Below are 25608 nucleotides of genomic sequence, written 5' to 3'. Positions count from 1 at the left end.
GTGCCCATTGACAGGGCTCGACGCATCGGCAGATAGTGTGCCCGTGGCATCTTCGTTGAGAACAATGACAACTGCCCTGGTCGCGGCCGTGGCGCTGGTTGCCACCACGGCTGCCCCGGCACACGCCGCGTCGCCCGCGGTGACCTGCCGCTACACGTTCTCGTCGTGGCCCGGCGGCTTCACGGCCGATCTGGCGATCGCCAACAGCGGCCCAGAGATCGACGGTTGGCGGGCGCGCTGGACCTTCCTCACTCCGGCCCAGGCCACAGCGGTGTGGTCGGCTGCGCTGATCCAGGTCAACCCGAGAGAAATGCTGGCGACACCTGCGCCGTGGACCCAAAAGATCCCGACGGGAGGTGCGGTGACGTTCGGCTGGACGGCCACCGCAACCATCGCCGAGCTACCCACCGAAATCACCGTCAACGGCCAGCGCTGCTGAGGTTGGCGCGCACCGCGTCCGCCTCGGGTACGGCGAGGCGGACGTAGATGGCAAGCGCCTGCCGCCAATGTTCCCGCGCCCTGTCCATCTCGCCCGCGAGCTGATGCGTCTGGGCTATCCCGTCCAGCGAGCGCGCCTGTTCAAAAGGGTCACCGGTGCGCTGAGTCAAGGCCAGCGCCGCCTCATGGTGATCCAGCGCCGGGGCGAGGTCGCCCATGGCACGCATCGTCTCGCCCAGACAGTTGAGCACTTCGGTCTCCAGAGCGCGTTCGCTGGTCTCACGGCTGATCGCCAGAGCCGGCAGCAGCTGCTCCAGCGCCTGCTGGAACCGGCCCATCCGCAGCAGGACCGCGCCGATGCCGGCCATCGCACTGGCCTGCCCGCCGGGATCATTGGAGTCGCGGCATTGGTCAAGGGCCCGCTCGAGTTGGTCCAGGGCTTCGTCGTGGCGGTCCAGCAGACCGTAATCGGCGCCCAGATTGCCCGCCGCGTAACCTTCCAGCCGCCGATCGCCGAGCTCCGCGAAGAACTTCACGGCCAGCTCGTGGTGCTGCGCCGCCTGCTCGTAGCGGCCAAGCCTGCGGTGTACGGTGCCAAGGTTGACCAGTTGCACTCCTTCGCCGTGCCGGTTTTCCGCGGCGCGGTAGAGGTCGAGCGCCTGCTGCAGTCGCGTTTGAGCCTGCCCATAGTCGCCGAGCCGTTCGTGGACGACGCCGATGCGGGCCAGCGCCCGAGCCTCACCGTCAGTGTCGCCGCTTTCGCGATGCCCGGTCAGCGCCTCCTGGAAGTGGGTGAGCGCATCGCGGTAGTCGCCCAGCCACCAGTAGACGTTGCCAAGGTTGGCCAGCACGGTGGCCAGGCCGTGTCCTGCCGCGCCGCGTGGGTCGCTGCGTGCCGCGTCGACGGCGCTGGAGTGCACGGCCAGCGCCTCCTGGTAGTGCCCGCCGACCTCGAAGTGGCGCCACAGGATCCCGGACAGCGCGACGGTGTGCGCCGGCCAGCCGTTGCGGGCCGAGAATCGGGCCAGTTCCACCAGATTGGGCCGATGACTGTCCAACCAGGACACCGCCTCGGCGGGCAGCAACCTCGCCGTCGGCACGGGAGATGAGTGGGTCGGGGGGACCGGTGGGCGGCCGGCGCGGTCGTGGGGGAACAGGGCGTCGACTGCGGCCGTGGCCGATTGTGTGTAGTGGTCGAGCAGCCGGGTCAGTGGTGCGCGCCGATCCGGGGCGCATTCGGCGGCGTACACCCGAAGCAAATCATGCATCGTGAACATGCCGTTGCCGGCGGGGTCGAGCAGATGAGCCTGAACTAGTTCGTCGATCGCGGCCTGGGCGTGGGCCGGCTCGGTGCCGGCCAGCGCAGCCAGGTCAAACAGGTCGAGGTCGCGGCCGGGATGCAGGCCCAGCAACCCGAACGCCTGCGCCGCTTCGGCGGACAGGTTCTGGTACGACCAGGAGAACACGCTCCGCACCGCTGTTCGTGCGTCGCCCGCGGCGCTGAGCTGGTCGAGGCGGCCCTTTTCGTCCCACAGATCGCCGACCAGCCGGGCCAGGGTCATCGCCGGGCGGGCCACTGCCGTCTCCGCGGCGATCCGCAACGCCAACGGCAACCCGGCGCACAGCCGCACCAGGCCGAGCGCGGCCTCGGGCTCGGCGTCGACGCGCCAGCCGATGACCGCGCGCAGCAAGGCGACCGCGTCGGCGTCGTCCAGCACCTCGAGGTCGACCCGACGAGCGCCCTCCCGGGCCACCAGCCCGGCCAGGTTATTGCGGCTGGTGATCAGCACGAGGCAGCTGGCGGTGCCGGGCAGCAGCGGCCGGACCTGGTCGACGCCGGAGGCGTTGTCCAGCAACACCAGCATGCGCCGACCCGCGAGCAGGGTGCGGTAACAGGCCGCGCGCTCGTCAAGGTCGGCGGGAACGTCGCCCGGCGCAAGGCCCAGGCTGCGGATGAACCGGGCCAGCGCATCGCTGGGCGTCACCGGCTGCTCGCGGTCATAGCCGCGCAAATCCAGGTAGAGCTGGCCGTCGGGAAAGCGGTCGGTGAGACGATGCGCCCAGTGCAGCGCGAGCGTGGTCTTGCCGACGCCGGCCATTCCCGATATGGCGCAGATGACGACTGCGGAATCGTGCGAGCCGCGCTCCAGGACCGCGTCCAGCTCGGCGAGCTGCTGGTCTCGGCCGGTGAAGCCGAACGCCTCGGCCGGAAGATGGCGGGGCAGCGCGACCGTGTTGGCAGGCGAGCCCGCCGGGGCGCGGCGGACTTCCTCGACCCGGTCACGTGCGGTGGCCAGCGCGCCCTGTTCAGCCGGGCTGGCGCCCAGCAGCCGGATCAGCACATCGAACCGGTCGGTGGGCGGCAGCACCCGCCCGGCCAGGTATTCGCCGATGATGCCGTGTGACCACCCGGTTCGGGCGGCCAGCGCCCGATAGGTCAGCTCGGCCGTGCCGCTCACGCGGGCGTGGCGGCGACGTAGTTCACGAAGGGCCAGGGCGAGGTCGGTTATGGACTTCACGGCGTCGAGCCGGAAAGCCGCAATTGGGCTCTCCGGCTCCCGGCTCACGCGGTCATAACCGTCGATGACCGCAGCATATCGGTGAGCTGGTCGTCGTCCCCATCGGTGTTGCCGGTTGGCATGTTGTCGGGGGATCGGCAACACCGATGGGCGGGTGTTACCCGACGGTGCAGGGCACCCCGGCGGCGGTGAATCCGGTCGGCCCGGCGAACACCGGTGAGGTGGAAGTGCCGGAGAAGCCGAGGGTGGCCTGAAGTCCCGGCGGCAGTGTGGCGTAGTAGAAGGCCGGGGTGAGGGTGAACGCCTCGCCGTTGCGCGTGATCGTGCCGTTGAAGGCCGATCCGACGCTGGTGGTCAGGGGCGCGGTGAATTGGATCGTCCAGCCGGAGATCGGAGCGGTGGTGCTGTTGATCAGCGTGATGTCCGCGGTGAAGCCGGGGTTGTAGACGATCAGGTGGACCCGGCAGGTCAGCGTCGCCGTGTTGGCCAACGTGGTGACGGTGCCCGCGTCGGAGCGAGGTGAAGCGTTGCCCCGGGCGTCAAAGGCAATGACACCAAAGGTGTAGGACGTGCCGGCGCTCAGGCCGTTGACGGTCTGGAACCGCTCACCGGGGCCGACCGTGCGCAAGGTGGACCAGACACCCGCCGTGAGCCGCTGCAGGTAGTAGCCGGTGACCTGGACGTTATCGGTTGTTTCGGGCCAGAACACATTCACGGACGTGGTGGTGATGCTGCTGAATGTGGGCGAGGCGGGCTTGGCCGGGGGCACCGTGTCCGGGCCGCTGAGCGTGGTGAACGACAGCGGCGCGGAGCGCGGGCTGGTGGAGAAACCAAGGCCCGACACCGGAATGGAGTACACCCGAAAGGTGTAGCTGGTGGCCGGCGAAAGCGCGCTCATAGCAAGGAATCCAGCGTTGGTACGGCCGAATTCGCGCCACACCCCGTTGACCCTTCGCTCGACCACATCTTGTGCGGTGGCACCGTCGTGTAGCCAGACGAAGTCGGCGCTGGTGTCGGAGACGTGCATGGCCTGCAGGTTGCTGGGCGCCGGCAGCGGTGTCGCGGCGTAGGAAGAGGAGGCGGACAGGACGATCACGGTCGAGGCCAGGACCACGACCAGACCACGGAGCGGAGTGGCGAGTTTTGTCATCGGGCACTGTCAATCTATTCGAGGGCAGCGGCGAGGTAGCGCGGAGCGCCGCGATAATGATGAGCGGCCACTATGGCCTCGGCCGGGCGATCCTGGACCCGGCTGGACGGAGTTGGACAGCCGCCGGAGGAACCATGTCGAGAAACATCCAGACCGTGCAGACCTATCTGGACGGCTTCCGCAAGAACGATCATGAGCAGATCCTGTCCTGCCTGACCGATGACATCGAGTGGACCGTCTTCGGGCACTTCCACCTGACCGGAAAACAGGCCTACAACGACGCCATCGACGGCGAGGGCTTCACCGGCCCGCCGCAGCTTGAGGTCGTCCGCATGGTCGAGCAGGGCGATGTCGTCATGGCCGAACTCACCGGCTCGGCGACCCGCGACAGCGGCGAGGTGATGGCGATGTCCATGGCGGAGGTGTTCGTGATGCGCGACGGCAAGATCGCCGAACGCCGGGCCTGGGTCATCGAGCTGAAGGAAAACGGCTACCGCTGAACCTTGACCGTCCCGCTGCAGGCGGCGTCGGCGGGCTGGTGGGCGCGGTCGTGCCACAGATCCAGGACCAGACGGGCCGGACCGGTCTGAGTTTTCGCGGTGACGCAGGCGGGCCGGCCCATCCCCACCCCGAAGCTGAGCACGAACTCGAAGTCGCCGGCCGCGGCGACCTCCTTGAGCACAGGCAGGCCCGGGGTGATCCGGGTGGGGCCGGTGTACTTGCGCGCCTTGCCCGGATCGGGTTCCCGTCCGGCGGTGTCCAGGGTGCCGTCGAAAACGACTACCAGGAAAGAGTTTCCGGCCAGCGACACGGGACGGTCGGAGGGGTCCTCGCGGACCTCGCTGACGAATTCGATCCGGCGCACGGAGGCCTTGGTACCCCCAAAAGCAAAAACGAGCTGATCGTGGTCGGCGAATGCGGTGGCCTGAACGGCCTGCAGCAGGCCTTGGGGCGCATCCGACGTGGGCAGCGGCAGCACCGAGGCGGGAGCCGGTGACTGCGCTGCGGATGAAGGCGCGGTGGGCGCCGCCGACTGCTGGGGATCGGCTTGGGGCTTACTGGCCGGCGCACCGCAACCGGCCAGCAACAGGATCGCCGCGCAGGCGGCCAGCGTGCTCTTGAGTGTGGTCATGCCCGCCACGGTCGGCCGGCCGTCTAACCACGCCTTCACAGTCATGTAACCGTTGTGTCACACCGGTGCTGGCCTGGCGATCGGTCATCCGTTCGGGCGACCCGCCCCGTGTGACAGTGCGGTGGCCGCGCCATTCAGGTGGAAAGCGTCTGTCCTCTTTCGACATTGCGGCTGCCACGTTAATGTCGGTACCGGTAGGAGCAACTAGGTTGGTAAACGGAGGACTCCGGGGATGGCTGATGCCCTGCACCGCCTAGATGTTGAGCTCGATGGCGTCCCGCTCAGCCAGGCGAGCGCGTTGGCTTCGGAGCTGCGCGAGTTCCTCCTCGACGAGGACGGCGCGCTGCAGATCGAGCAGGTGCGCGCCAACGCCGACACCCAGGATCTCGGTGCCACGCTGGTGATTCTGCTGGGAACCCCGGCTCTGGTCGCGGTGGCCCGCGGTGTGGAGCGGTGGATCGCGCGCCGCAACAGCTCATCGGTGATCATCAGTAGTGGCGCCGATCAGGTCGAAGTCACCAACCTGTCCAATCGCAAGGCCGGTGAGCTGGCCGAGAAGCTCGTGCAGCTGACCAAAGGCGCTGGCGGCAGCTAGATGCCGCACGTCGTGGAATCGGAGTTCGTGCGGGTCATCCTGCTGGGCGCGGCGGCCTGGCCGTCCTGGCCGAGCCTGGACAACGACGTGTTCGAACGCTCGTACCTCATGGTCAAGAAATATGTCGAAGAAGCGATGGGCGTGCCCGCCGAGAATGTCCTCGACCTTTTCGGATCGGCCGACAGCCCGAACGCGCTTGTTCAGCAGGTACAAGAGTTCCTCCGCAGGCCTGCCCCGACCGCGCCGCCCACCGGTGTGCTGATCTATTACGTCGGCCACGGCGACCGCCTCGCCTCCACCGGCGACTTCGCCGTCTTCACCGCAGTCGCGGACAGCGACAGCCGGGACTCTTCGGCGTTCCGGCTGGCCTATCTGGTGGAGGCGACCAGGGAGAGCGGCCGGGAGCTTCCGCTTTTCCTGGTGCTCGATGCCTGTTTCTCGGCCTCGGCGGCGGAGGCGTTCCAGCAGCCGGTGGGAAGCGCGGGCGTGGCGGTGTTCGCGTCGGCCAGCAGCGGCGACTACTCCAGGGCCGGGCCGGACGAGCCGGCGACGCCGTTCACCAAGGCGCTCATCGATGTCTTGGCCAGGGGCGAGCCCGAGTCGGGCCGGCACCTGAGCCTGCGCGATGCCCGGGACATGGTGGAAGACGAGCTGACCGCGAGCTCGGTCGACAGGGTGCGTCCCGAGCTTCACTCGCCGTATCAGCGCCGGGGCGATGTCAGTGAAATCGGCTTGTTTCCCAACCCGGCCTACGGCTATCGCCCGCCGCCCGCCCGTGGCCCGGAGCGCATGTGGTGCGCGGTGGTGTCGCAGGCCGATGGGCGGCGGGTGCCGGAGGGGGTGTTCGCGGACGCCATCGTGGGATTCAAGGATCTCTATCGGGGTCGGATCACCCATGAGACCGGCTGGCTGTTGCGCAAGGATCCGGTCCTCGTCGCCGCCTCGACGGTGTTCGACAGCCCGCGTGGGCTCCAGGAAGCCGTGGCGCAGGTGTGCCAGGCCGACCTCGCCTTCTTCGACATCACCGGGCTGGAACCGGCCGTGATGGTGCTGCTGGGCATCCGGGCGGTGATCCGCCGGGGCGTGACGATCTGCTTCACCAGCGAGGCGCCGCGTGAGCTCGCCACCGCCCCGCCCTTTCTGTTGCGCGACATCAATGTGGTCAGTTGCGCTGCGGGCCAGATCCCGGAGGACGCGCTCGGCAAGCGCGCCCTGGCTGGAATCCAGGAGTTTCTGCGCTCTCCCTATCGCTACGCCGATCTGCCGGGCTTCGACGGGATCCGGCAGCTGCCCCCGACGGTGGTCAGCCGCACGGTGATTCCCTATTTCGAGAAGGTGCTCGTGCTGTGTTCGTTCAGCTCCGAGTACGACGAGCGGAACTGGCGCGAGCTGCCACGCCGCATGGCCGCGGCGGTGACGCAGAAGATGACCGGCGAGGAGACCGCCGGGGACGACGCCCACAACGTGAGGATCGAGCGCACGCTCGACATGGGATCGCCCAGGGTGGTGTCGGCCAACCTGCTGGAAGCGATCAGGCTCACCGATCTTTGCCTGTGCGATCTGACCGGCTGGCGGCCCAATGTCCTCTTCGAGCTCGGCCTTCGCCTGGCCGCCAATCCGCTCGATCCGGTGTGCATCATCGACACAGCGGCCGCGGACGAGGAGGGCGAGGTGGCCGCACAGCGCCGGGGCCTTCTGTCGATCTTCAATGTGCTCGCCTACGAGCCGAGCAAACGTAAGGCCTACTACGACATCGTGGACAGGCATCTGGCGATGAAGGGCTCGCTGCACGAGCCGCTCAGCCGCACCTGGGCCGGAACCGGGCTGCCCGTGGGCGGCGTGCATCGGGTCGCGTGGCAGTACGCCGACGCCCGCAACGAGCCGACCGCGATCGACGTCGTCGACCTGCTGCACACCTCGGCGATGGAGCTTCGCACCAACAAATCGAGGGCCAGCACTCCCTTCATCTTTCCCGCCGGCCACGCCTTCACCGAGGCGGCCCGGCGCAACGCGCAGGAGCGGCTCATCGCCGCCTGGCTGTACCTTCAGCACCGCGGCAAGAACACGAGCCGGGAGGCCGCCAACGAAAGCGACCTGATCCTCCAGATTGGATACGAACTCATCGAGCTGCTCGCCGATTCGGCCGACGAGGACGACCGCGCGATGGCGGCGCAGGTGTATGCCGACATCAAAGCACTTGTCGAGAGGGCCTGAGGACTTCGCCATGGATTACGTCCAGTTGCTGGATATCGCCGGGCAGATGCGGCGGCAGGCCAGGGTCTTCACCGCCCAGGGCGACATTGCCCTGGCCCGCAAGGTGCTCACCGACCTCATCAGGCGGCTGAGCCCGCAGCTGGCCGTCGGCTCGCTTCCCGCCTCGCTGGCCGCCGAGGTGGCGATGGCGCTCGCGGACGCCTACGGGATGCTGGGCGGAATCGAGATGCGCGCCGGGAACCTGTCCGAGGCAAGGCAGGCATACCGCAGCGGCCAAGAGATCGAGCAGGATCCCGGATACCACATCGAAGACTCGTACAACCTGGTCAACGCGATCGTGGCCGGGCTGCTCATCGCCCCGGCCGGGCTGACGCAGATGAGCACGGAAATCGTTGCCGCCGCAGAGGTGGTGCGTAAGCAGATCGCCAGCTCGCGCCGCGACCAGTGGTGGGCATGGGCCGACTACGGCATGCTCAGCGTGCTCATCGGCGATGACGAGGAGGCTCACAACGCCTATCGTCAGTTCCGCTCCTGTGGCCCGGCGATTTCGGACTACGAATCGGTGGTCAGGGTGCTGATTTCGCTGGCCGAGGGCTTGACCTCGGACGCGCCCGAGGTGGTCGAACGGCTACGCCACCACGCGGAGGTGCTGGAGGCGTCGGCGCCAGGGCCGTTGACCGGAACCCGACGGCATGGCGTCGTGACAGCTCCAACGGCCGGCTACTCGGTCGGTGGCCGGGTGCGGATCAGGCTCACCTGGGATGTGTCGGCCAGCCGCGAAGGCGCGATCGTTCACCTTGCCGCGTTCCTGGTCGATGGCGGGGGCAAGGTGCCGGCCAGCAATCCGTACTACTCCGTGAACCACGACAATGACCGGTCCAAGGACGGATCGACTATCCGGCGCGGGCGGCAGCGCCACGGATTCCGCGCGTCCGACGAAACGATCACCATCACCTTCGGCAGGGTGACCACGAGGGTCGCCAGCATCGTGATCTGCGCTTACGTTCCCGACGGCGGCTACCGCTTCGAGGATGTCCGGCAGGCGAAGGCGACCTGCTACGACCTTGGCCCGGTGCAAGCGGCGGAGGAATACGAGGACAGTTTGGACGACATCCTCGACGACTCGGGCGCCACCGTATTCGCGCAGTACCTGCTCGACGCGCCAACGGAAACGGCGGCGATGGTGCTGGGCGCGTTCTCCCGCGAGGACGCCACGAGGTGGGTCTACCGGGCGATCGACCATGGCGCGCGAGATCTGGCGGCGGTCGGAGCCGACCACGGTGTCGTCTTTGTGCGATACACCGATGATTAGGCCGGTGTGAGCACCAGCACGCACGAGTCGACCTGCGGTCTGGGCTGGAAAGCATTGCGTGGCAAGCTTATCCCGGGCTCGGCGCGCCATCGGCCGGTGGCGGTGAAGCCGCGCACGAAAGCCTTTTGCAGCACCAGATCTGCGCGCACCAGCCGCGACCCGCGCGCCGTCAGCGTGCGCAGCAGCTTGCTGGAGATGCCGTAGGGCGGGTTGGCGACCACCCGGAAAGGCCGGTGGGGCAACAGCAGCGACTCGCCCGCATCGGCCTCGATCACCGACACGCCGGCCCCGGCGAAGCGGTGCCTGAGGTAGGCCGCCCGGCCCGGGTGCAGCTCGATGGCGATCACTCTCGCCCCGGCCGCGACCAGAGGTGCGGTCAGCGCGCCCTTTCCGGCCCCGATGTCGAGGACCAGCTCGCCCGGGAGCACCCCGGACTCGGCGACGATGCGTGCGGCCCAGGCGTCATCGAGGCGATGCCACGCCCAAGCGGACCCTGGCGCGCGGGCGGGCACGGCGCACCATCACCATGAACATGACCATGTGGCCCAACATATCGCCACCAGCGTGCGGGCGGCATCTCATTTTTTCGCCAATGGGCCGGGCGTTGCGGTCATCCAGCGCGCCGGGGTGTGCGTACCAGGGGTGTGAGCATCATGTGGTACCTGTATGCCCTGGCCGGCGTCGACGACGCCCACGCCATCGGGCCGCCGCCGGGGATCGACGATCGGCCGGTCAAGACGTTGGTGGCCGGGGATCTGGTGGCCTTCGCCTCGGAGATCGACGCGGCAGGGTTCGAGGCCGCCCTGAGGCGGGCCGACCTGAGCAAGGACGGCGAGCTGGGGCGGGCGGTGCGCGCGCACGATCGGGTCATCTGGCACGTGTTCGCCCACTCGGCGGTGCTGCCATGCCGATTCGGCACGGTGTTCGCCACACAGGAAGCCCTCGCCGGATGGCTGAGAACCGAGTACCGGCGGTTTCGGGAGGCCCTGGATCTGGTGCGTGACGCAGCCGAGTGGGACATCGAGGTCCAGGCGGCGTGCGATGTGGACGGAAACGAAGTGCTGGACGTGAAGGGCCGTCAGCAGGCATCACTGGTCTATGAGACGGTGCGTGACACGCTCGCGGGGCTGGCCCTTCGCGCCCGCGATGGGTTCTATCTGGTGCGGCGCGACGAGGAGAGCGCCTTCGCCGGCAAGGTTTTCGAGCTTGTGGAGGCCTTTCCTGGTACCCAGATAAGAATGACCGGACCACAACCGGCCTATCACTTCATGGATTCTGGCATGATCAGCGTGGCCGGGGGCAAACACGGGAGGTAACCTGCATCCAGAGGTGGCTATGAGTCCGCATGTAGCTGAACTTTTGGGTGCATGGGCGCTGGATGCGTGCGATGACGCCGAGGCGGCCACGGTGGAGGCACACCTTGAACAGTGCTCCGATTGCAGAACCGAAGCCGCTCAGCTGCGCTCGGCCGCAGGCTGGCTCGCGCTGGAGCAAGCGATGAAGCCGCCGCCCCGGCTTCGGCAGTCCATTTTGGACGAAGCGCGGCGCCGCCGCCCACCCGTGGCCGTGCGCACGCTTGTCGAGGCCTACGCCGGGCAGGTCGCCTCGCTCGACAGCGCGCTGCGGGAGCTGACAGCGCAGGGCTGGCGGCGTCCCGACCCGCGTCACGGCGACATGACCGGGCTGATCCGCCACCTGTATGCCAACGACGCCCTGCTGGCCTCCGATCTCGCCCTGCCGCTGGCGGCCACCGTGCCCGGCGATGGTGCGGGTGGGGTTTACCAGGTGTGGCGCGACCAGGCCCAGATCCTCATCCGTGGGCTCGATGACAGGGCAGATCTGGATCAGATCGTGACCCTGGTGGGCCGCGACCGGCACCAGCCCGGCCCGCTGCGGGCGGCGCTGGTGCAGCGGGCCTTTGAGACCTGGGTTCATCTCGAAGACGTGCGCTCGCTGGCCATCACTCCGTCGCCGGAACAGGTGCGGCGCATCGTCTCGCTGGCCGTGAACCTGATGCCCGAGGCGCTGGCGGCGCGGGGGGTGAGCAGGCCGGGCTCATGCCGGCTGGTGCTGACCGGGCCGGCCTCGGGGGAGTGGACCTTCCCGCTGGGCGGTCAGGGCACAGCTAGCGGCCTCGCTCTTGGCATGGAGGCGTCGGCGTTCGCACGCCTGGTCGCCAACCGGCGATCACCGGAAGCGTTGCAGTACACGGTGGTTGGTGATCACGACCTGGCCAGGCGAGTGCTGCATGTCGCCGCACTGTTGGGATGTGACTGAGCATGCCGGCTTCCGAGACGGACGTGCGGCTGCACGAACGCCTCATCGGCGGCGACGATGACGCCCTGGCTGAGATCTACGACAGCTGGTCGGCTCTGGTCTACTCGATCGCCGCGCGCATCATCGGCGATCGCGCCGCGGCGGAGGATGTCACCCAGGAGGTGTTTGTGCGCCTGTGGGAACGGCCGCACGCCTACGATCCGCGCCGTGGCACCCTGCGCACCTGGCTCTGCATGACCAGCCGCAGCCGTGCGGTGGACTGGATTCGCAGCAACGAAGCCCGCAACCGCTATCAGACCGCGGCCGCGGCGATCGTCGACACGCAGCCCGAGGTGGACGACGGCCTGATATGGCAGATGGAGATCAAGGCGGTGCGCGAGGCGGTGCAGTCCCTGCCGGAGCACCAGCGCAGCGCTGTCCTGCTCGCGTTCTATCACCAGCGCACCTACCGGCAGGTCGCGCAGGACCTGCAGATCCCCGAGGGCACGGCCAAGTCGCGGCTTCGGGTGGGCCTGGCCACGCTGGCCAGCCGCTTGGCCGCGGAAGGGATCATCGACCCGTAACACCTCCACCAACTACTTGCCAGACAGGAAAGTGCTCTGATACTTTCCTAGTAGGAAAGTATTGTCTGAGTGGGACAGGAGGCGGAGATGGGTGAGCAGTTGCGGCCGGACGAGGCCGCGCGGGCGCTGGCCGAGATCGGGCAACGCCAGGAACAGGTGATCCGGCTCATGCGGATGCCGGTGTGGTTCTGGTGGGTCACTGCCGCGTTGATGGTCGGGCTGACGGCGGCGGTCGAGTCGCGCCGGCCGATCGTGGTGGGCATCGGGGTAGCCGTGTTCGTCGTCGGGCTGGTGACCATGGTGTTGCGGATAGTGCTGGGCAGCATCCGGCATGCCAAGCCGCGCAACGACTTGGTGCCACCGGCCGGGGTCATGGCCATCCTTGGTTTTGTGGCTGTGGTGCTGGCCGTGACGCTGCCGGCCGGGTTCGCGCTCAAGGCCACCGGCGTGTCCTATCCGGCGACCCTGAGCATGCTGCTCGCGGCCGCCCTGCTCGTGGGAGGCGGGCCGCTGCTGACGCGTTACCTGCACCGCGTCATGCGTGCCAACGTGACCGGCGGGCTTTGATGATCAAGCCGAAGTTCGACGAGCTGATCCACGCACCCACCCGGCTGTCGATCGTCTCCTTGCTCGCCGCCACCGAATGGGCCGACTTCGCGTTCATCCGCGACAGCGTCGACCTGTCCGACTCGGCGCTGTCCAAGCAGCTGACGATCCTGGAGGAGGCCGGATACGTGGAGATACGCAAGGGTTTCGTGGGTAAGCGGCCACGCACCTCGGCCCGGCTCAACAGCGTCGGGCGTGCCGCGTTCGAGCAGCACGTCGCGGCGCTGCAGGAGATCGTCGCGCGGGCCGGCGCGTCGGTGCTACCCGGCTAGTTTGAGGCGCGCCACCGGCTCACGCGGGGGAGTCCGTGGCGCGCACCGCGGGCATGAAGGCCACCGCGACCCCCATCAGGACAGCCATCACGGCGACTCCGATGAAGACGTGGTTGGACGCGGTGGCCAGATCGGCCGCGGAGTGGGTGTCGGTGCCCGACGGAAGGGTGGAGTTGGCGATCGCGCCGAAGACGGCCACGCCGACCGCCATTCCCATCGAGCGGCTGAACAGGTTGTTGCCGGTGACCACGCCGCGTTCCGACCAGCCGACCGTGGCCTGGGCGGCGATCAGGGTGGGGGAGGCGACCAGGCCCATCCCGGCTCCGATGAGGAAACAGAACACGGCCACGCTCCACACCGAGCTGGACGTGCTGAGCAGGGTCATCAGGAACGTGCCCAGAATGGCGATGGCGCTGCCGATCAGGGCGGTGGGACGAAAGCCGATCCGCATGTAAAACTTGGCCGACTGGGATGCGCTGATGGGCCAGCCCATCGTCAGCGTCGCCAGCGCGAAGCCGGCCACCAGCGGCCCGGTGCCCAGGGAACCCTGCACAAACGTTGGCACGTAAGAGGTCAGGCCGATGAGCACGGCCCCGACGCCCAGCGAGACCAGACCGGCGGTCAGCAGCAGGCGGTGCCGGAAGACCCACAGCGGCAGCACCGGCTCGGCGGCGCGCCGCTCAACCTGGATGAACACCGCGATGAGCAGCGCCCCGGCCGACGGAATCCCTACTCCCGCAAGGGAAAGCCACGGCCACCCCTCGCCGCCCTGAAGCAGGCCCAGGATCAGCAGGGTCGACCCGACCGTCAGCAGCGCGGCGCCAACATAGTCGAGCTGGTGTTTCTTGTGCTCGACCTGCTCGTGCAGGTTGCGGATCAGCATCGTCGCCGCCAGGACACACAACGGGATGTTGATGAAGAAGATCCAGCGCCAGGTCAGGTACTCGGAAAAGACACCCCCGAGCGCAGGCCCGACCACCGCCGACATCCCCCAGACGCTGGCCATGTAGCCCTGCACCTTGCCGCGCTCGGCCATCGAGTAGATGTCCCCGGCGATAGTCAGGCTCATCGGCTGGATCGCCCCGGCGCCAAGGCCTTGCAGCGCCCGGAACACGATCAGCGCGGGCATCGACCATGCGCAGCCGCACAGGATGGAGCCGGCCAGGAACAGCCCTATGCCCAGCAGCATCATGGGTTTGCGGCCATAGAGGTCGGCCAGCTTGGCGTAGATCGGCACCGAAACCGCTTGCGCCAGCAAGTAAATCGAGAACAGCCACGGGAACTGGCTGAACCCGCCGAGGTCCTCCACCACCGAGGGCACCGCGGTGGCGATGACCGTCGAGTCGATGGCCACCAGCGTCACGCACAGCATCAGCGAAATGAGGACGGGACCCCGCTCCGACCGGAAGCCTACGTCCACGGATGCCTGGGTCATCCGCCGATCTTATAGGGGTCCGGCCGGAGTTCGCTCCTTACTAATGGGTCAGGGCTGGGCGACCAGACGGAACGACTGCGCGCCGGTGCCGTTGCAGGTGTATTGCACCAGCTGAACGCTGTCCGCGGTGGACGCGCCGGGCACATCGAGACATTTGCCACTGTGCCGGGCGACAAAGTGGTAGTAGCCGCCACCTTCGGAGACGGGCTGCCACTGCTGGTTGTTGCCGCCGCCGTAGGCCCACAGGTGAACCAATGCGTTGTCCGCAGTGGACACACCGCTCACATCGAGCACCTGGGCCGAATTGTTGCGGTTGTTGATCCGCACGAAACCGCCGCTGGTGGGCTGGAACTGGAACTGCTGAGCGAAGGTGTTGTTGCAGGTGTACTGCTGGATCGCGGTGCCGTTGGCGGTGCCGGAGGAGCGGGCGTCGACACACTTGGCGCTGCTGCGGTTGACGACGCTGTACCAGGTGGTGGACGAGATCGGCGGGTCGGTCGGGGGCGGGCCGCCCGCGCCGAACGGGCTCAGGATGATGCTCGCCGAACGCGGGTCGCCGTCGTTGACCAGCGACTCGAAGGCGCCCACATCGTCGAAGGCGAAAGCGTAGGCCTTGCCGTCAGCCATGTTCGCGTGGATGATCTTCGCGTACTGGTTGGTGGGATTGTTCTGGTAGAACTGGGCCGCGTTCAGGCTGGGCTGGGTGTCGATGGTGCCCAGGGTGCCCCGGTTCAGCGCCGCGCACAGGGTCCGCGCGATCGGCCCGACGATCAGATCGTTGGGCGCGCCCAGGTTGCCGTCGCAGCCCCAGACATGGGCGCTGGTCGGCTTGTTGAACGAGGCCACCTGCTGCCCCGCGCTGTTGGTGAAGTTCATGACGTTGCCGCTGGTCCGGCCGAAATAGCGGGTGTTGGGCTGGTCTGCGAACGGCACCACGGTCAGCGTCTTGCTCGCATAGGCGTTCCACGCCGAGGTGATGTAACCGTCCAGATAGGTGGTGCTGAACAGCCCTGCCCCGGCGGCCTTGCCCGGGGCGAGCACCCGCAGGACGGTGCCGTCGGAGCGGGTGTACACCGTGTTGGCCCAGCCCGACTGGGCCCGGATCGAGTTGATGGTGTTGTTGCGCCCGTTGGAGACCACGTCTCCGGTGCGCTTGGTGACCCCGGTCGCGCCGGTGACCGTCACCGCGTGCGGGACCGCGAACATGTCGACCTGGGAGCTGTTGAGCCATAGGCCCGCGTCGTTGTAGGTGAACTCGCTCCAGTCGAACAGGATGTTCTGGTTGGCGTCACCTGCCGCCCATGGCGCGGGCTGGACCAGGCCGTCGGGGGTGAGGAAGAACTTGAGCTTCTCGCCGAAGGAGAAGTACGCGCGGCCGGAGAAGCCGCGCGGGAACCGGATGGTCGTGCTGCCACCGTTTCCGGGCCCGGCGATGGCGACGTCGGGGGCGGGCGAGGGTGGGATCTGGCCGCCTGTCCACGGCGTGAAGGTGCCGGCCGCGTTGACATAGCCGAGGCGGCCGGTGGCCAGGTTGATGCCGATCACGTACAGGTAGACCGCGTCGCCGCGGCCGGTGTTGTTCGTGACGGTGACGGGCAGCAGGGCGGGTCCGATCGCCTGGGCAGGCGCTGCGGCGGCAACGGCCAGGGGGACGGTCATGGCGATCGCAGCCAAACTGCCGAAGACCCTTTGTCGGGTACGCATTCAGAGCCCTCACAATCCAAATAGAGGGGGGACGAGAGCGCTCTCCGTCCACGGAATCGCTATGGGAGCGTGATTCCATCAGCATGGGAGAGCGCTCTCTGAACCATACGACGCGGCGGACAACCCGTCAATAGACAGGTGGCGATGGGGATCAGCCGGTGGGCTGCTTGCGGGCGACCGCGTAACGGAAGGCGTTGACCAGCCGATAGCCGCCGTTCACCCGAAACGGCGCGGCCGCCGCGATCACCGTTTCGGCGAGCGCCGCGATGTCGGCTGGTTCCTCGCCCATCAAAATGGCCTGTACCAACGTGTCCTCGTTGGCCGCCTGCCAGATGACCGGGACCACCCCGGCCGCCACCACGGTCAGCCCGCCCTCGCCCAGCAGCTGCTCAAGGCCGCCGGGCAGGCGCAAATCCCCGTCGGGCAACGGTTCCTCGCCCTGGGCGCGGGCCACCGCCGCCTCCACCGGCGCCAGATCGTTGCGGCCGGCCTCGGCCCAGTTGGCCAGCGCCACGTGTCCACCCGGGACAGTCACCCGCACCGCCTCGGCCAGGGCGTCCAGGGTGTCGGGCGCGAAGTGCAGGGCGTTGATAGAGGTCACCAGCCGGAAGTGGGCGTCGGGCCAGGGCAGCCGCATGGCGTCGCCGACGCGCACCTGCGCCCGGGGCACCCGGGAACGGGCCAGCGCGGCCATGGCCGGCGCCGGGTCGATGCCCGCGGCCGCCATGCCGAGCCGGTCGAGATGGGCGAGCAGATCGCCTGCGCCGCAGCCCACATCGAGCACCCTGGCCTCGGGGCCGAGCGCGCTCGCTTCGATGATCGCTTCCCACACGGGCGCGGCGAGCCCGCCCCACCAGCGTGCCCAGTCGCCGGCAACACCCGACCAGCGGCCCGGGTCGGCTCCGTCCATTCTGCTCGCCTCCGATCATCGTGCGCACTCAGGATAGGGTTGACCATCATGTACTCCACACAGGTCCGCCGTCACCTCAACGCGCCGCGGTCGCAGGTTTACCGGGCGCTGCTGGACCCAGGCGCGATCGCCCGGTGGCGCGTGCCGCACGGCATGAGCAGCCACGTGCACGAGTACGACGCCCGCGAGGGCGGCTCATTCCGGGTGTCGCTGACCTACGACACGCCCGACGCCGTCGGCAAATCCTCCTCACACACCGACACCTACCACGGCCACTTCCGCAAGCTGGTGCCAGACGAGCAGGTGGTCGAGGTGTTCGAGTTCGAGACTTCCGACCCGGCGATGCGCGGCGAGATGACGATGACCACCACTCTCACCGAAGCCGACGGCGGAACAGACGTGCTGATTGTGCACGAAGGCATCCCCGACGCGATCCCGGCCGCCGACAACGAGACAGGCACCAGGATGGCGCTCGACAAGCTGGCTCAGTTGCTAGACGCGCGCTAAAGCCAGGATTCAGTAGGTGGCTGAGGCGTTGCGGACCAGGTTTAGGTTTTCCAGGCCGGGTAGGCGATGGACGCGCTCGTCGACCTGATCGATGACCCGCCGGCCGGCGGTGTCGCTGAACAGGTGGCGCAGCATGTGTGCGGTCTCGCTGCGCAGGGCGACGCCTGCTCCTACCGGCTCCCAGAAACGGCGCAACGCGAAGCGGGTCAGCCGCCGTGCCCGAGCCGAGGCGGCGAGCCGGTCGCGGGCCTGACTGGCGTAGAAGGCCGCGTGCCGCGCCTCCTGCCGGATGATGCGGGTCAGCAGCTCGGAAAGGGTCGGATGCTGCTCCAGCTCGGCCAGCCGGGCGTAGCCGGCGTAGGCCGACCACTCGTTGATCGCGCCCCACGTCATGTGCACGGCTACGAAGTCCTCGCCGACGATGTTGGCGATCAGCGCCTGGCCGATCGGGGCCATCCGGTCACGCCAGCCCAGCCGCCGCCGCACCGCCGAGATGTGCGCGCTGCCGGTGGATATCCCATGGGCGGCAAGCACTTTGGCCAGCACCTCGCCGTGCCAGTGCTCCTCGAACACCCACATCGTCAGGAACGTGGTGACCGCCGGATCGACATGCGACGGAGTGACCAGCAGGTCGCGCAGATAGCACACGGTGTGGCTCTCGATGTCGGACATGTAGCGCAGGCAGCGCAGCGCATCGGGCGACAGCGGCCGATGCGTGAACTGCGCATAATCGATGTCGTCGTCGCGCACCCGCCCGGCTGTGTTCTGGTAGGCGTCGATGTCGAAGGCCATGGGTCCTCCCAAACAGGCACTGCCAGCTGTGCGGGACAGGCTACTGCATAATGTGGCGATGAGGTCGAGGTGAGTTCCGCGATCTGGGTGGTGGGCAGCCTTAACGTAGACCTCACCCTGTCGGTGCCGAGCCTGCCCCGGGCCGGAGAGACCGTCGTGGGTGGACAGCTGCAGAGCCGTCCCGGCGGCAAGGGCGCCAACCAGGCGGTGGCCTGCGCCCGGCAGGGTGCGGTGACCCACCTGGTCGCCCAGGTCGGCCGGGACTTCGACACCAGCTGGGCCGATCGGTTCGCCGAGCTTGGCGTGCAACCACATCTGCGGGTCTCGCCGACCCAGCCGACCGGGGTGGCGCTGGTGATGGTGGAGGAATCGGGGGAGAACCTGATCGGGGTGTTCCCCGGTGCCAACGCTGAGCTTTCAGTCAGCGAGCTGCCCGTGCATCCGGGCGACCTGCTGCTGTTGCAGGGCGAGGTGGCGGTGGAGGTCAACGTGGCGGCGGCTCAGGCGGTGAAGGCCAACGGCGGCAAGGTTGTTCTGAACGCGGCTCCGGCTTTTCTGGTACCCGCCGAAATGCCCATAGATTTGCTGGTGGTCAACGAGCTGGAGTTTGCCGTCGTAGGCCGCGACGCGGCGCCCTGGGTGGTGGTGACCCAAGGGGCTGCGGGTGCCACGTTGCTTGGCCCCCAAGGCGAAAGCCAACGGCAGCCCGGCTTCCCGGTGCGGGCCGCGGACACGGTCGGAGCCGGCGACACCTTCGTCGGCGCGCTCGCAGCTTCCTGGCTGACCGGGCAGACCCTGGCCGACGCTGTCCGGTGGGCTTGCGCGGCGGCGGCGATCGCGGTGACCAGACCCGGGATACACGAAGCTATTCCCACGGCGCGACAGGTCGCCGACTTCCTCGCACGACAGGTGGGAGAGGGCCCGTGAAAATAATCGTCATGGCGGGGCCAGGCATCGACGCGAACACCCCGGCCGCGCAGGTCGCGCAGGCTTGGGGCATGGCGTATGTCAACCTCGTGGAGCGCCTTCGTGAACACCATCAAGCCAAAACCGATCTCGGCCTGCTGATGAAGCCCTATCTGGACGCGGGCATGTTGGTGCCCGGCGAGCTCCTCGTGCAGATGGTCATCGCGGGTTTGGGCGCGGCGCAAAGCTGGATGGTGAAATCCTTTCCGCACTCGCGGGCGCATGCGCAGCTGCTGACCGACCACGGTTACCTGCCCGACCTGCTCGTGGAGCTGTGCCTGGACGAGGCGAGCCAGCTCGACCGGATGGGCGGGTGGCGTCAATGCGCCAAATGCGGTGTGAAACGGCACCTGTTCACCCATCCGCCAACGCGCGTGGGCGTGTGTGACCCTTGCGGCGCACCATATCCCGCCCTGCCCGACCACCTGCGCAGCATGTGTCTGGAGAAGATCGCCGACTATCGCGAGCGCACCGATGACGTGGTGGGCTACTACCAGGGTCGAAGCCGCCTGGTTCGGGTGAGCGCGCAAGGGGGCGGGGAGGCGACCTCGGCCCGGTTCGCGGCGGCGCTTGGCGGCTCAGTCGCCCCTTGAGTTCAGCAAACACGCTATTGTTCGATTCATGTTAATACGTAACAGGATGCTGGCGATGACTGTCGGTGGTTTGGTGCTCACCGCCACCACACTCATCGGGCCATCGAGCGCGGCCGCCGCCGGGCCGACAACCCTTCCGGCAAGCCAGTTCACCCTGACGTCGAACTACCATCAATTCGACACGGTGCTCAACTCGCTGGTCTCCACACTCGGGACAGCAGCGGTACACACGGTCATGGACAACGCCAACCACGACCGGGTCGGCATCACCGACTCGCTCGGGCTCGCCGGGTACGAGGGCGGGTTCCGCTTCGACTCCGGCGACAACGGCGACTGCACCAACTACCCACAGGGGGTCACCACCAGCCGTGACGCCATCGGCACCGCCAACAGCGGCAACTATGACGGCCATCAGCTCGTCGTGGTCAGCTGGTACACAAAGGACGGTTGCGACGGCGGCGGCACGCGCAGCCGGGTCACCCTTGTCGACTGGGATGCTACGTATCCCAACAAGTACCGCAAGGTGCTGCTGGTCGAGCCGACCGGGACAGCTGCCACTCCCAACTTCAAGGACATCCCGATCCACGCGGGCGGGGTCTCCTGGTACGGCGACTATCTGTACGTCGCCGAGACCGGCCGGGGCATGCGGGTGTTCGACATGAGGAAGATCCTCAAGACCAACACCGGCGGCACGGCCGCCCAGATCGGCCGCCAGTCCAGCGGTGTCTACTACGCCCACAACTACGCCTATGTGCTGCCCCAGATCGGCACGGTCACGGCGGCCACCACCTCGGGCACGTCCTTGGTGTGGTCGACCATCTCGCTGGACCGGGTCAGCAGGTCGATTGTCATGACCGAGTACACCTGCGCCTCCGGCTGCACCGCTTACCCCAACCGGGCTCCGCGCGCTGTGCGGTTCCCGTTCGCGGCCGGCGTCACGACCTTCGCCTCCACCACGACAGCGTCGCAAGCGTTGCAGCTGCCCTGGTACAAGCTGAACGGGGTCGCTTCGCACAACGGGCGCTGGTGGTTCGCCTCCTCCGGGGCCAAGCAGCTGTACTACTGGACCCCGGCCGCGGGCGCGTCCACCTATTCCTGGGTGGGCGGGGCTGAGAGCATCAGCTATTGGGAGGACACAACCAACCCGGATCTGCTCTGGTCGCTGCAGGAAACCCTGGGGCACCGCAACGTTTTCGTGGTGCAGCAGGCAAGCTACGACGGCTGACGCCATGCGCTGGGCCGCGTCAGCGGCCCAGCGCAACTCCGGCGGTGCGCGGCGTGATCTGCGTGAAGCGGGAACCGTCCCAATTGGACAGAAGCTGTCCGGCAACCACCGAACCGGTGACCTCGAAGTGAGACGCGACCAGATGCCGCAGCGTGTCGTCTGCGGGGGCGATATCGACCAGCTCGCGGTTGACCATCATCGGGTTGAGGTCGAGCACATAGGCGATGCCCCCGGTCATACCCGCGGCGAAGTTGCGTCCCACCGGGCCGAGCACGAGAACCATTCCGCCGGTCATGTATTCGCAACCGTTGTCGCCTATACCTTCCACGACCGCTCTCACCCCTGAGTTGCGCACGGCGAAGCGCTGGCCCGCTGTGGCACAAAGGAATGCTTCACCACTGGTCGCCCCGTAAAATGCTCCGTCACCTATCAGGCTTTGCGTCCCCGCGCCTCGGGTCACAATCATCAGCCCGCCGGACAAGCCCTTGCCCAGGAAGTCTGCGGCGTCGCCGTTGAGGCGCAGCGTTATCCCTTTCGGAATGAACGCACCGAAGGCGCGGCCCACATCGCCGTGCAGCGTGAAATCAATAGCGGTAGGCATCAGGCTATCGTTGCGCGTCACCTTGCCTGCCAGCATCGCACCAATGGCGTGATAGGGCTGGTCAAGCTGGTGGATCGACTGTATGAAACCTGGTTCGTCCGTCAGCCTGATCATCCGTAGATCGAAAGCATCCTCGAGCCGGTGATCCGGTGCGCGGGTGCGGCGGCGTGCAGATCCGTTTGGTGGCACCGGCGTGAACAGCATCGGGGAAAGGTCCAGGCTGCCGGCCTTCCAGTGCTGGCCGCTGGGCCGCACCTGAAGCAGGTCGGCCCGCCCGATCGCCTCGTCGAGGGTGCGCAACCCCAGCGCCGCAAGGTGTTCGCGCACCTGCTCGGCCAGGAACATGAAGAAGTTCTGGACAAACTCCGGCTTGCCAGTGAACCGCTCGCCCAGCGCGGGATCCTGGGTGGCGATCCCCACCGGACACGTGTTCAGCCGGCACTGACGCATCATCACGCAGCCGCTGACCACCAGCACGGCGGTGCCGAAACCGAACTCCTCCGCGCCGAGCAACGCCGCGATCATCACGTCGCGCCCGGTCTTGAGCTGCCCGTCGACCTGCAGAATCACCCGCTCGCGCAGCCCGGCCAGCAGCAGCGACTGCTGGGCTTCGGCCAGGCCCAGCTCCCACGGCGTCCCCGCGTGCTTGATGCTGCCCAGTGCTGAACCGCCTGTGCCGCCGTCGTAACCGCTGATCAGAATCGCTTCGGCCTTGACTTTCGCCACGCCCACCGCGGTCGCGCCGATGCCCGGCTGCGAGGCCAGCTTGACCTGCACTCGCGCCGCTGGGTTGACGCACTTGAGTTCATTAATCAGATGGCCGAGGTCGGTCAGCGAGCGCACATCGCAGTTTCCTACGGGCGAGACAGACTCCACCTCCCAGGGAATCCCGCGCAGATCGGCAATTGGCCGCGTGACTTTCTCGGCGGGCAGCCGTTCGCCTTCGCCCGGCTCGGCGCCCTGACCCAGCTTGATCTCGAGGCGGTCGGCGTGCACCAGGTAGCCGGTGGTGACGCCGAACCGTCCACCGGAAACCTGTTTGACCGCACTGCGCACCTGAGGATCGGTGAACCGGTGACGCTCCTCGCCACCTTCGCCCGAATTGGAGGTGAGGCCCAGCCGATTCATTGCCACGTCAAGCGTCTCGTGTGCCACAGCCGAGATCGATCCGTGGGACATGGCCGCGACCGTGAACCGTTTGACGATCTCCGTCGCAGGCTCCACCTCGTCCACCGGTACCGCCTCGGCAGGCCGGAAGTCGAGCTGCCCGCGCAGCGACCCGAAGGCCGTGGTCGCCTTGTCGGCTTCGGCCGTGTATTCCTGGAAGACGGAGTACTGGCCGGACCGAGTCGCGTGTTGCAGCTTGAACACCGTCACCGGGTCGAACAGGTGGGCATCGCCGTCGTGACGCCACTCCCAGTCGCCACCGCGGCTCAGAGTTTGATTCATGCCGTGAAGTTGTCGGCGGATGGGGTCGTAGTAGTCATAGGCGGAGTCGTGGCGCGCGGCGATCTCGGCATGAATCTCGTGCAGGCCAATGCCTCCGATCGAAGTGCGGGTCCCGGTGAAGTAGCGTTCGATGAGTTGCGACGCGACGCCGATGGCCTCGAAGCAGGCGCTGCTGTGAAACGACGAGATCGTGGACACCCCCATTTTCGCCACGATTTTCTGAGTACCCCTGCCAAGCGCTTTGATCACATTGCGCGTCGCCTTGGCCGGCGTCACCCCGGTGATCTCGCCGAGAGCCACCATGTCCTCGACGCTTTCCATTGCCAGGTAAGGGTTGACCGCCGTGGCACCGTAACCGAGCAGGACGGCGACGTGATGTGCCGTGCGGCAGTCGCCGGATTCGGCGACGATGGCGACGCTGCTGCGGGTCTGTTCGCGTACCAGATGTTGGTGCACCGCGGCCGTCAGCAAGAGCGACGGGATAGGGGCCAGGTCGGCGGTGCTGTCGCGATCGGACAACACCAGAATGCGCACGCCGTCCTCGACCGCCTCCGAAACGTGGCGGCATATCTCCACCAACCGGCTCTTGAGCCCGGCAGCGCCCTCGGTGAGCCGATAAAGGCCCGAGACGCGCACCGCCGCGAAGGTGGGCAGGTCGCCATCCTCGTTGATCGATATAATCTTGGCGAGCTCGTCGTTGTCCAGGACCGGATAAGGAACGATCACCCGACGGCAGCTGGCCGGCCCGGGATCGAGCAGGTTGGTCTCCGGGCCGATCACCGTCGCGAATGCGGTCAGGAATTCCTCGGTATTCGGGTCCAGCGCGAGGCTGGTGGCCTGCGCGAAAGTCTGGTGGAAGTAGTCGTAGAGCAGGCGCGGGACCTTCGACAGCACCGCGGGCGGGACGGCGTTTCCCATGGCGCCCAACGGCTCCTCGCCGGTCATCGCCATCGGCGCGAGCACCAGCTCAAGCTCCTCCTCCGTGTAGCCGAAGGTCTGCTGGCGCCGCAGCACCGAATCGTGGGTGTAGATCACGTGATCACGTTCGGGCAGCGACTCCACGTGCATGGCACCGGCGTGCAGCCAATCCGCATATGGCGCTGCGGCGGAGAGCTCGCTTTCGACTGTGGCGCTGAGGTCCACGAGCCCGTTGCGGGTGTCGATCAGGAAGGCCCTGCCGGGCGTCAGCCGTCCGTTGGCGACAATTGAACCCGGGTCGAGACTTGGCGCGGCCGAGTCGCTCGCCGCGACCACCAGGCCGTCGTCGGTCTGCCACCACCGGGAGGAGTGCTGACCACGGCGGTCGATCATTACCCCGGCCGTCGAACCGTCGGTGAAGGCCACCCCGGCCGGGCCGTCCCAGGGCTCCATCAGCATCGAGTTGAACTGGTGGAACGCCCGTGTTCGCGGGTCCATTTCCGGCCAGTTCTCCCAGGGCGGCGGCATCATCATCAGCATCGCGTGCGCCAGCGGACGCCCCGAAAGGTGGAGCAGCTCAAGCACCTCGTCGAAGCTGGCGGAGTCGGACCCATCGGCGGAACAGATCGGGAGTAACCGGCGCAGATCACCAGGAATCAGCTGAGAGGCCAGCAGGGCCTCACGCGCCCGCATGCGGTTGACATTGCCGCGCACGCTGGTGAACTCGCCGCTGTGCGCCATGAGCCGGCGCGGCTGGGCCAGAGCCCAGGTGGCCGGGGTCGTGGTGGCCATCCGGCTGTGCGCGATCGCGATCGCGCTGGTGAAACGCTCGTCCATCAGATCTGGATAGAACGATTCGAGCGGAGTGATCAGTCCTTTGTAGACGATTGTCCGGGTGGACAGGGAGGGAAAGTGGATCGGCACCCCGCGCTCAGCGGTCTCCCTTTCGGCCTGCCTGCGCACGCAATAGGCGGTGCGCTCCAGAGCCATCCCCCGCAAATTGGCGCCGGTGGTGAGATCCCAGCCGGTCAAGAACAGCTGGCGGATCACCGGCATCGACTCCGAGGCGGCGGAAGGGGCCTCGACGGGCACGTCCCGCCAGCCGGCGATGTGAGCTCCCTCGACCAGCGCATACTTTTCCAGCACGGACACCGCGCGGGCCTCGTCGGCACGGTTGCGCGGCAAAAAGACGAGCCCGGTGGCGTATTCGCCGCTCGCTGGCAGCTCGAAGTCCACTTCATCGCGGAAGAAATGATCTGAAATCTGGGTGAGCAGCCCAGCTCCGTCCGTGAACTCCTGGCTTCCACTCGCTTCACGGTGCAGCAGCGACAGTCCCAACTGGACGACCGCGCGGGAGGGCTGCCCGGTCAGGTGGGCGACGAGGCCGAACGTGCCGGCTGCGTGAGCCTGAAAAGACATTCGATCCCCTG

Annotated in this window: 22 protein-coding genes and 1 pseudogene; 14 read left to right on the top strand and 9 right to left on the bottom strand. The window is 67.5% G+C overall.

All coding sequences use genetic code 11. The features are described from left to right. Positions 1 to 64: 64 nt before the first annotated feature. Positions 65 to 439 carry a cellulose binding domain-containing protein gene (locus tag Rhe02_RS02655; RefSeq protein WP_203906409.1) on the top strand — a complete coding sequence of 125 codons (375 nt, stop codon included), beginning with the start codon at positions 65 to 67 and terminating at the stop codon, positions 437 to 439. Here Rhe02_RS02655 and Rhe02_RS02650 read toward each other — a convergent pair. Together Rhe02_RS02650 and Rhe02_RS02645 are read right to left on the bottom strand one after the other, a co-directional pair. Next, positions 420 to 3005 carry an ATP-binding protein gene (locus tag Rhe02_RS02650; RefSeq protein WP_203906408.1) on the bottom strand — a complete coding sequence of 862 codons (2586 nt, stop codon included), beginning with the start codon at positions 3003 to 3005 and terminating at the stop codon, positions 420 to 422. The two genes, Rhe02_RS02655 and Rhe02_RS02650, sit on opposite strands and share 20 nt — an antisense overlap. Positions 3006 to 3114: 109 nt before the next feature. After that, on the bottom strand, positions 3115 to 4107 hold the full coding sequence (locus Rhe02_RS02645) for a cellulose binding domain-containing protein (protein ID WP_203906407.1): 993 nt from the start codon (positions 4105 to 4107) through the stop codon (positions 3115 to 3117). 134 nt (positions 4108 to 4241) lie between these two features. Here Rhe02_RS02645 and Rhe02_RS02640 point away from each other — a divergent pair, with 134 nt between their 5' ends. After that, positions 4242 to 4607: a nuclear transport factor 2 family protein gene (locus tag Rhe02_RS02640; RefSeq protein WP_239123240.1), complete on the top strand. Its 366-nt coding sequence runs from the start codon at positions 4242 to 4244 to the stop codon at positions 4605 to 4607. On the opposite strand, the gene Rhe02_RS02635 is transcribed toward Rhe02_RS02640, so the two are convergent. Further along, the gene (locus Rhe02_RS02635) at positions 4598 to 5239 is read right to left on the bottom strand and encodes an AMIN-like domain-containing (lipo)protein (protein ID WP_203906406.1); all 642 of its coding nucleotides are present in this window, start codon (positions 5237 to 5239) and stop codon (positions 4598 to 4600) included. The genes Rhe02_RS02640 and Rhe02_RS02635 overlap by 10 nt on opposite strands. A gap of 232 nt (positions 5240 to 5471) precedes the next feature. Between Rhe02_RS02635 and Rhe02_RS02630 the strand changes: the two genes are divergently transcribed. From Rhe02_RS02630 to Rhe02_RS02620, 3 genes are read left to right on the top strand one after another with little or no spacing between them, the layout of a single operon-like run. Beyond that, positions 5472 to 5834, top strand: coding sequence for a hypothetical protein (locus Rhe02_RS02630; RefSeq protein ID WP_203906405.1), 363 nt, complete (start codon positions 5472 to 5474; stop codon positions 5832 to 5834). Beyond that, positions 5835 to 8048, top strand: coding sequence for a caspase family protein (locus Rhe02_RS02625; protein WP_203906404.1), 2214 nt, complete (start codon positions 5835 to 5837; stop codon positions 8046 to 8048). It abuts the gene before it with no gap. Positions 8049 to 8058: 10 nt separating this feature from the next. Continuing rightward, entirely contained in the window at positions 8059 to 9360 is a 1302-nt protein-coding gene (locus Rhe02_RS02620; RefSeq protein WP_203906403.1) for a TerD family protein, read from the top strand. Here the strand turns inward: Rhe02_RS02620 and Rhe02_RS02615 are convergent. Next, positions 9357 to 9872 carry a 23S rRNA (adenine(2058)-N(6))-methyltransferase Erm(C) gene (locus tag Rhe02_RS02615; protein ID WP_203906402.1) on the bottom strand — a complete coding sequence of 172 codons (516 nt, stop codon included), beginning with the start codon at positions 9870 to 9872 and terminating at the stop codon, positions 9357 to 9359. The two genes, Rhe02_RS02620 and Rhe02_RS02615, sit on opposite strands and share 4 nt — an antisense overlap. A 141-nt stretch (positions 9873 to 10013) precedes the next feature. Here Rhe02_RS02615 and Rhe02_RS02610 point away from each other — a divergent pair, with 141 nt between their 5' ends. The 5 genes from Rhe02_RS02610 (at position 10014) to Rhe02_RS02590 (ending at position 13078) form a co-directional block, all read left to right on the top strand. Beyond that, positions 10014 to 10676 carry a GvpL/GvpF family gas vesicle protein gene (locus Rhe02_RS02610; RefSeq protein ID WP_239123254.1) on the top strand — a complete coding sequence of 221 codons (663 nt, stop codon included), beginning with the start codon at positions 10014 to 10016 and terminating at the stop codon, positions 10674 to 10676. 19 nt (positions 10677 to 10695) lie between these two features. Beyond that, positions 10696 to 11637 (top strand): zf-HC2 domain-containing protein, encoded by a 942-nt coding sequence (locus tag Rhe02_RS02605; RefSeq protein ID WP_203906400.1) that lies wholly within the window; start codon positions 10696 to 10698, stop codon positions 11635 to 11637. Positions 11638 to 11639: 2 nt separating this feature from the next. Further along, entirely contained in the window at positions 11640 to 12200 is a 561-nt protein-coding gene (locus Rhe02_RS02600) for an RNA polymerase sigma factor (RefSeq protein WP_203906399.1), read from the top strand. An 87-nt stretch (positions 12201 to 12287) separates the two neighbouring features. Then, on the top strand, positions 12288 to 12767 hold the full coding sequence (locus Rhe02_RS02595; RefSeq protein ID WP_203906398.1) for a hypothetical protein: 480 nt from the start codon (positions 12288 to 12290) through the stop codon (positions 12765 to 12767). Then, the gene (locus Rhe02_RS02590; protein WP_203906397.1) at positions 12767 to 13078 is read left to right on the top strand and encodes a winged helix-turn-helix domain-containing protein; all 312 of its coding nucleotides are present in this window, start codon (positions 12767 to 12769) and stop codon (positions 13076 to 13078) included. Before Rhe02_RS02595 ends, Rhe02_RS02590 begins: the two co-directional genes overlap by 1 nt. A gap of 19 nt (positions 13079 to 13097) precedes the next feature. Here the strand turns inward: Rhe02_RS02590 and Rhe02_RS02585 are convergent, their stop codons facing one another. The 3 genes from Rhe02_RS02585 to Rhe02_RS02575 all read right to left on the bottom strand — a co-directional run bounded on the left by Rhe02_RS02585 (position 13098) and on the right by Rhe02_RS02575 (position 17127). Next, the gene (locus Rhe02_RS02585; RefSeq protein WP_203906396.1) at positions 13098 to 14513 is read right to left on the bottom strand and encodes an MDR family MFS transporter; all 1416 of its coding nucleotides are present in this window, start codon (positions 14511 to 14513) and stop codon (positions 13098 to 13100) included. 48 nt (positions 14514 to 14561) lie between these two features. Then, positions 14562 to 16217: a beta-1,3-glucanase family protein gene (locus tag Rhe02_RS02580; RefSeq protein WP_203906395.1), complete on the bottom strand. Its 1656-nt coding sequence runs from the start codon at positions 16215 to 16217 to the stop codon at positions 14562 to 14564. A 151-nt stretch (positions 16218 to 16368) separates the two neighbouring features. Continuing rightward, a complete protein-coding gene (locus tag Rhe02_RS02575; protein WP_203906394.1) occupies positions 16369 to 17127 on the bottom strand; it encodes a class I SAM-dependent methyltransferase in 759 nt (252 codons plus the stop codon). Positions 17128 to 17175: 48 nt separating this feature from the next. On the opposite strand from Rhe02_RS02575, the gene Rhe02_RS02570 reads away from it, so the two are divergent. Continuing rightward, a complete protein-coding gene (locus tag Rhe02_RS02570) occupies positions 17176 to 17634 on the top strand; it encodes an SRPBCC domain-containing protein (RefSeq protein WP_203906393.1) in 459 nt (152 codons plus the stop codon). 9 nt (positions 17635 to 17643) lie between these two features. On the opposite strand, the gene Rhe02_RS02565 is transcribed toward Rhe02_RS02570, so the two are convergent. Next, positions 17644 to 18426 (bottom strand): ferritin family protein, encoded by a 783-nt coding sequence (locus tag Rhe02_RS02565; RefSeq protein ID WP_203906392.1) that lies wholly within the window; start codon positions 18424 to 18426, stop codon positions 17644 to 17646. A gap of 69 nt (positions 18427 to 18495) precedes the next feature. On the opposite strand from Rhe02_RS02565, the gene Rhe02_RS02560 reads away from it, so the two are divergent. Genes Rhe02_RS02560 through Rhe02_RS02550 form a run of 3 tightly spaced genes read left to right on the top strand, consistent with a single transcriptional unit; the run spans position 18496 to position 21210 of the window. Next, on the top strand, positions 18496 to 19353 hold the full coding sequence (locus Rhe02_RS02560; protein WP_203906391.1) for a ribokinase: 858 nt from the start codon (positions 18496 to 18498) through the stop codon (positions 19351 to 19353). After that, positions 19350 to 19985: an adenylate kinase family protein gene (locus Rhe02_RS02555; RefSeq protein WP_203906390.1), complete on the top strand. Its 636-nt coding sequence runs from the start codon at positions 19350 to 19352 to the stop codon at positions 19983 to 19985. Before Rhe02_RS02560 ends, Rhe02_RS02555 begins: the two co-directional genes overlap by 4 nt. A gap of 28 nt (positions 19986 to 20013) precedes the next feature. After that, entirely contained in the window at positions 20014 to 21210 is a 1197-nt protein-coding gene (locus Rhe02_RS02550) for a hypothetical protein (protein ID WP_203906389.1), read from the top strand. A gap of 46 nt (positions 21211 to 21256) precedes the next feature. Here Rhe02_RS02550 and gltB read toward each other — a convergent pair. Continuing rightward, positions 21257 to 25597 (bottom strand): annotated as a pseudogene (gltB, locus tag Rhe02_RS02545) (glutamate synthase large subunit); the annotation flags it as partial. Between the last annotated feature and the right edge of the window lie 11 nt (positions 25598 to 25608).

It is taken from the genome of Rhizocola hellebori (assembly GCF_016862955.1).
GTDB lineage: Bacteria > Actinomycetota > Actinomycetes > Mycobacteriales > Micromonosporaceae > Rhizocola > Rhizocola hellebori.
Note: the sequence above shows the minus strand (reverse complement) of the source record. Positions and strands in the feature narration are given on the sequence as shown.

Coding starts and splice junctions, on each gene's coding strand:
- Rhe02_RS02635 (WP_203906406.1), bottom strand. CDS start 5,239: ATGACCACACTCAAGAGCACGCTGGCCGCCTGCGCGGCGATCCTGTTG.
- Rhe02_RS02610 (WP_239123254.1), top strand. CDS start 10,014: ATGTGGTACCTGTATGCCCTGGCCGGCGTCGACGACGCCCACGCCATC.
- Rhe02_RS02655 (WP_203906409.1), top strand. CDS start 65: ATGACAACTGCCCTGGTCGCGGCCGTGGCGCTGGTTGCCACCACGGCT.
- Rhe02_RS02640 (WP_239123240.1), top strand. CDS start 4,242: ATGTCGAGAAACATCCAGACCGTGCAGACCTATCTGGACGGCTTCCGC.
- Rhe02_RS02645 (WP_203906407.1), bottom strand. CDS start 4,107: ATGACAAAACTCGCCACTCCGCTCCGTGGTCTGGTCGTGGTCCTGGCC.
- Rhe02_RS02600 (WP_203906399.1), top strand. CDS start 11,640: ATGCCGGCTTCCGAGACGGACGTGCGGCTGCACGAACGCCTCATCGGC.
- Rhe02_RS02625 (WP_203906404.1), top strand. CDS start 5,835: ATGCCGCACGTCGTGGAATCGGAGTTCGTGCGGGTCATCCTGCTGGGC.
- Rhe02_RS02570 (WP_203906393.1), top strand. CDS start 17,176: ATGTACTCCACACAGGTCCGCCGTCACCTCAACGCGCCGCGGTCGCAG.
- Rhe02_RS02565 (WP_203906392.1), bottom strand. CDS start 18,426: ATGGCCTTCGACATCGACGCCTACCAGAACACAGCCGGGCGGGTGCGC.
- Rhe02_RS02620 (WP_203906403.1), top strand. CDS start 8,059: ATGGATTACGTCCAGTTGCTGGATATCGCCGGGCAGATGCGGCGGCAG.
- Rhe02_RS02605 (WP_203906400.1), top strand. CDS start 10,696: ATGAGTCCGCATGTAGCTGAACTTTTGGGTGCATGGGCGCTGGATGCG.
- Rhe02_RS02580 (WP_203906395.1), bottom strand. CDS start 16,217: ATGCGTACCCGACAAAGGGTCTTCGGCAGTTTGGCTGCGATCGCCATG.
- Rhe02_RS02550 (WP_203906389.1), top strand. CDS start 20,014: ATGTTAATACGTAACAGGATGCTGGCGATGACTGTCGGTGGTTTGGTG.
- Rhe02_RS02585 (WP_203906396.1), bottom strand. CDS start 14,513: ATGACCCAGGCATCCGTGGACGTAGGCTTCCGGTCGGAGCGGGGTCCC.
- Rhe02_RS02575 (WP_203906394.1), bottom strand. CDS start 17,127: ATGGACGGAGCCGACCCGGGCCGCTGGTCGGGTGTTGCCGGCGACTGG.
- Rhe02_RS02590 (WP_203906397.1), top strand. CDS start 12,767: ATGATCAAGCCGAAGTTCGACGAGCTGATCCACGCACCCACCCGGCTG.
- Rhe02_RS02630 (WP_203906405.1), top strand. CDS start 5,472: ATGGCTGATGCCCTGCACCGCCTAGATGTTGAGCTCGATGGCGTCCCG.
- Rhe02_RS02595 (WP_203906398.1), top strand. CDS start 12,288: ATGGGTGAGCAGTTGCGGCCGGACGAGGCCGCGCGGGCGCTGGCCGAG.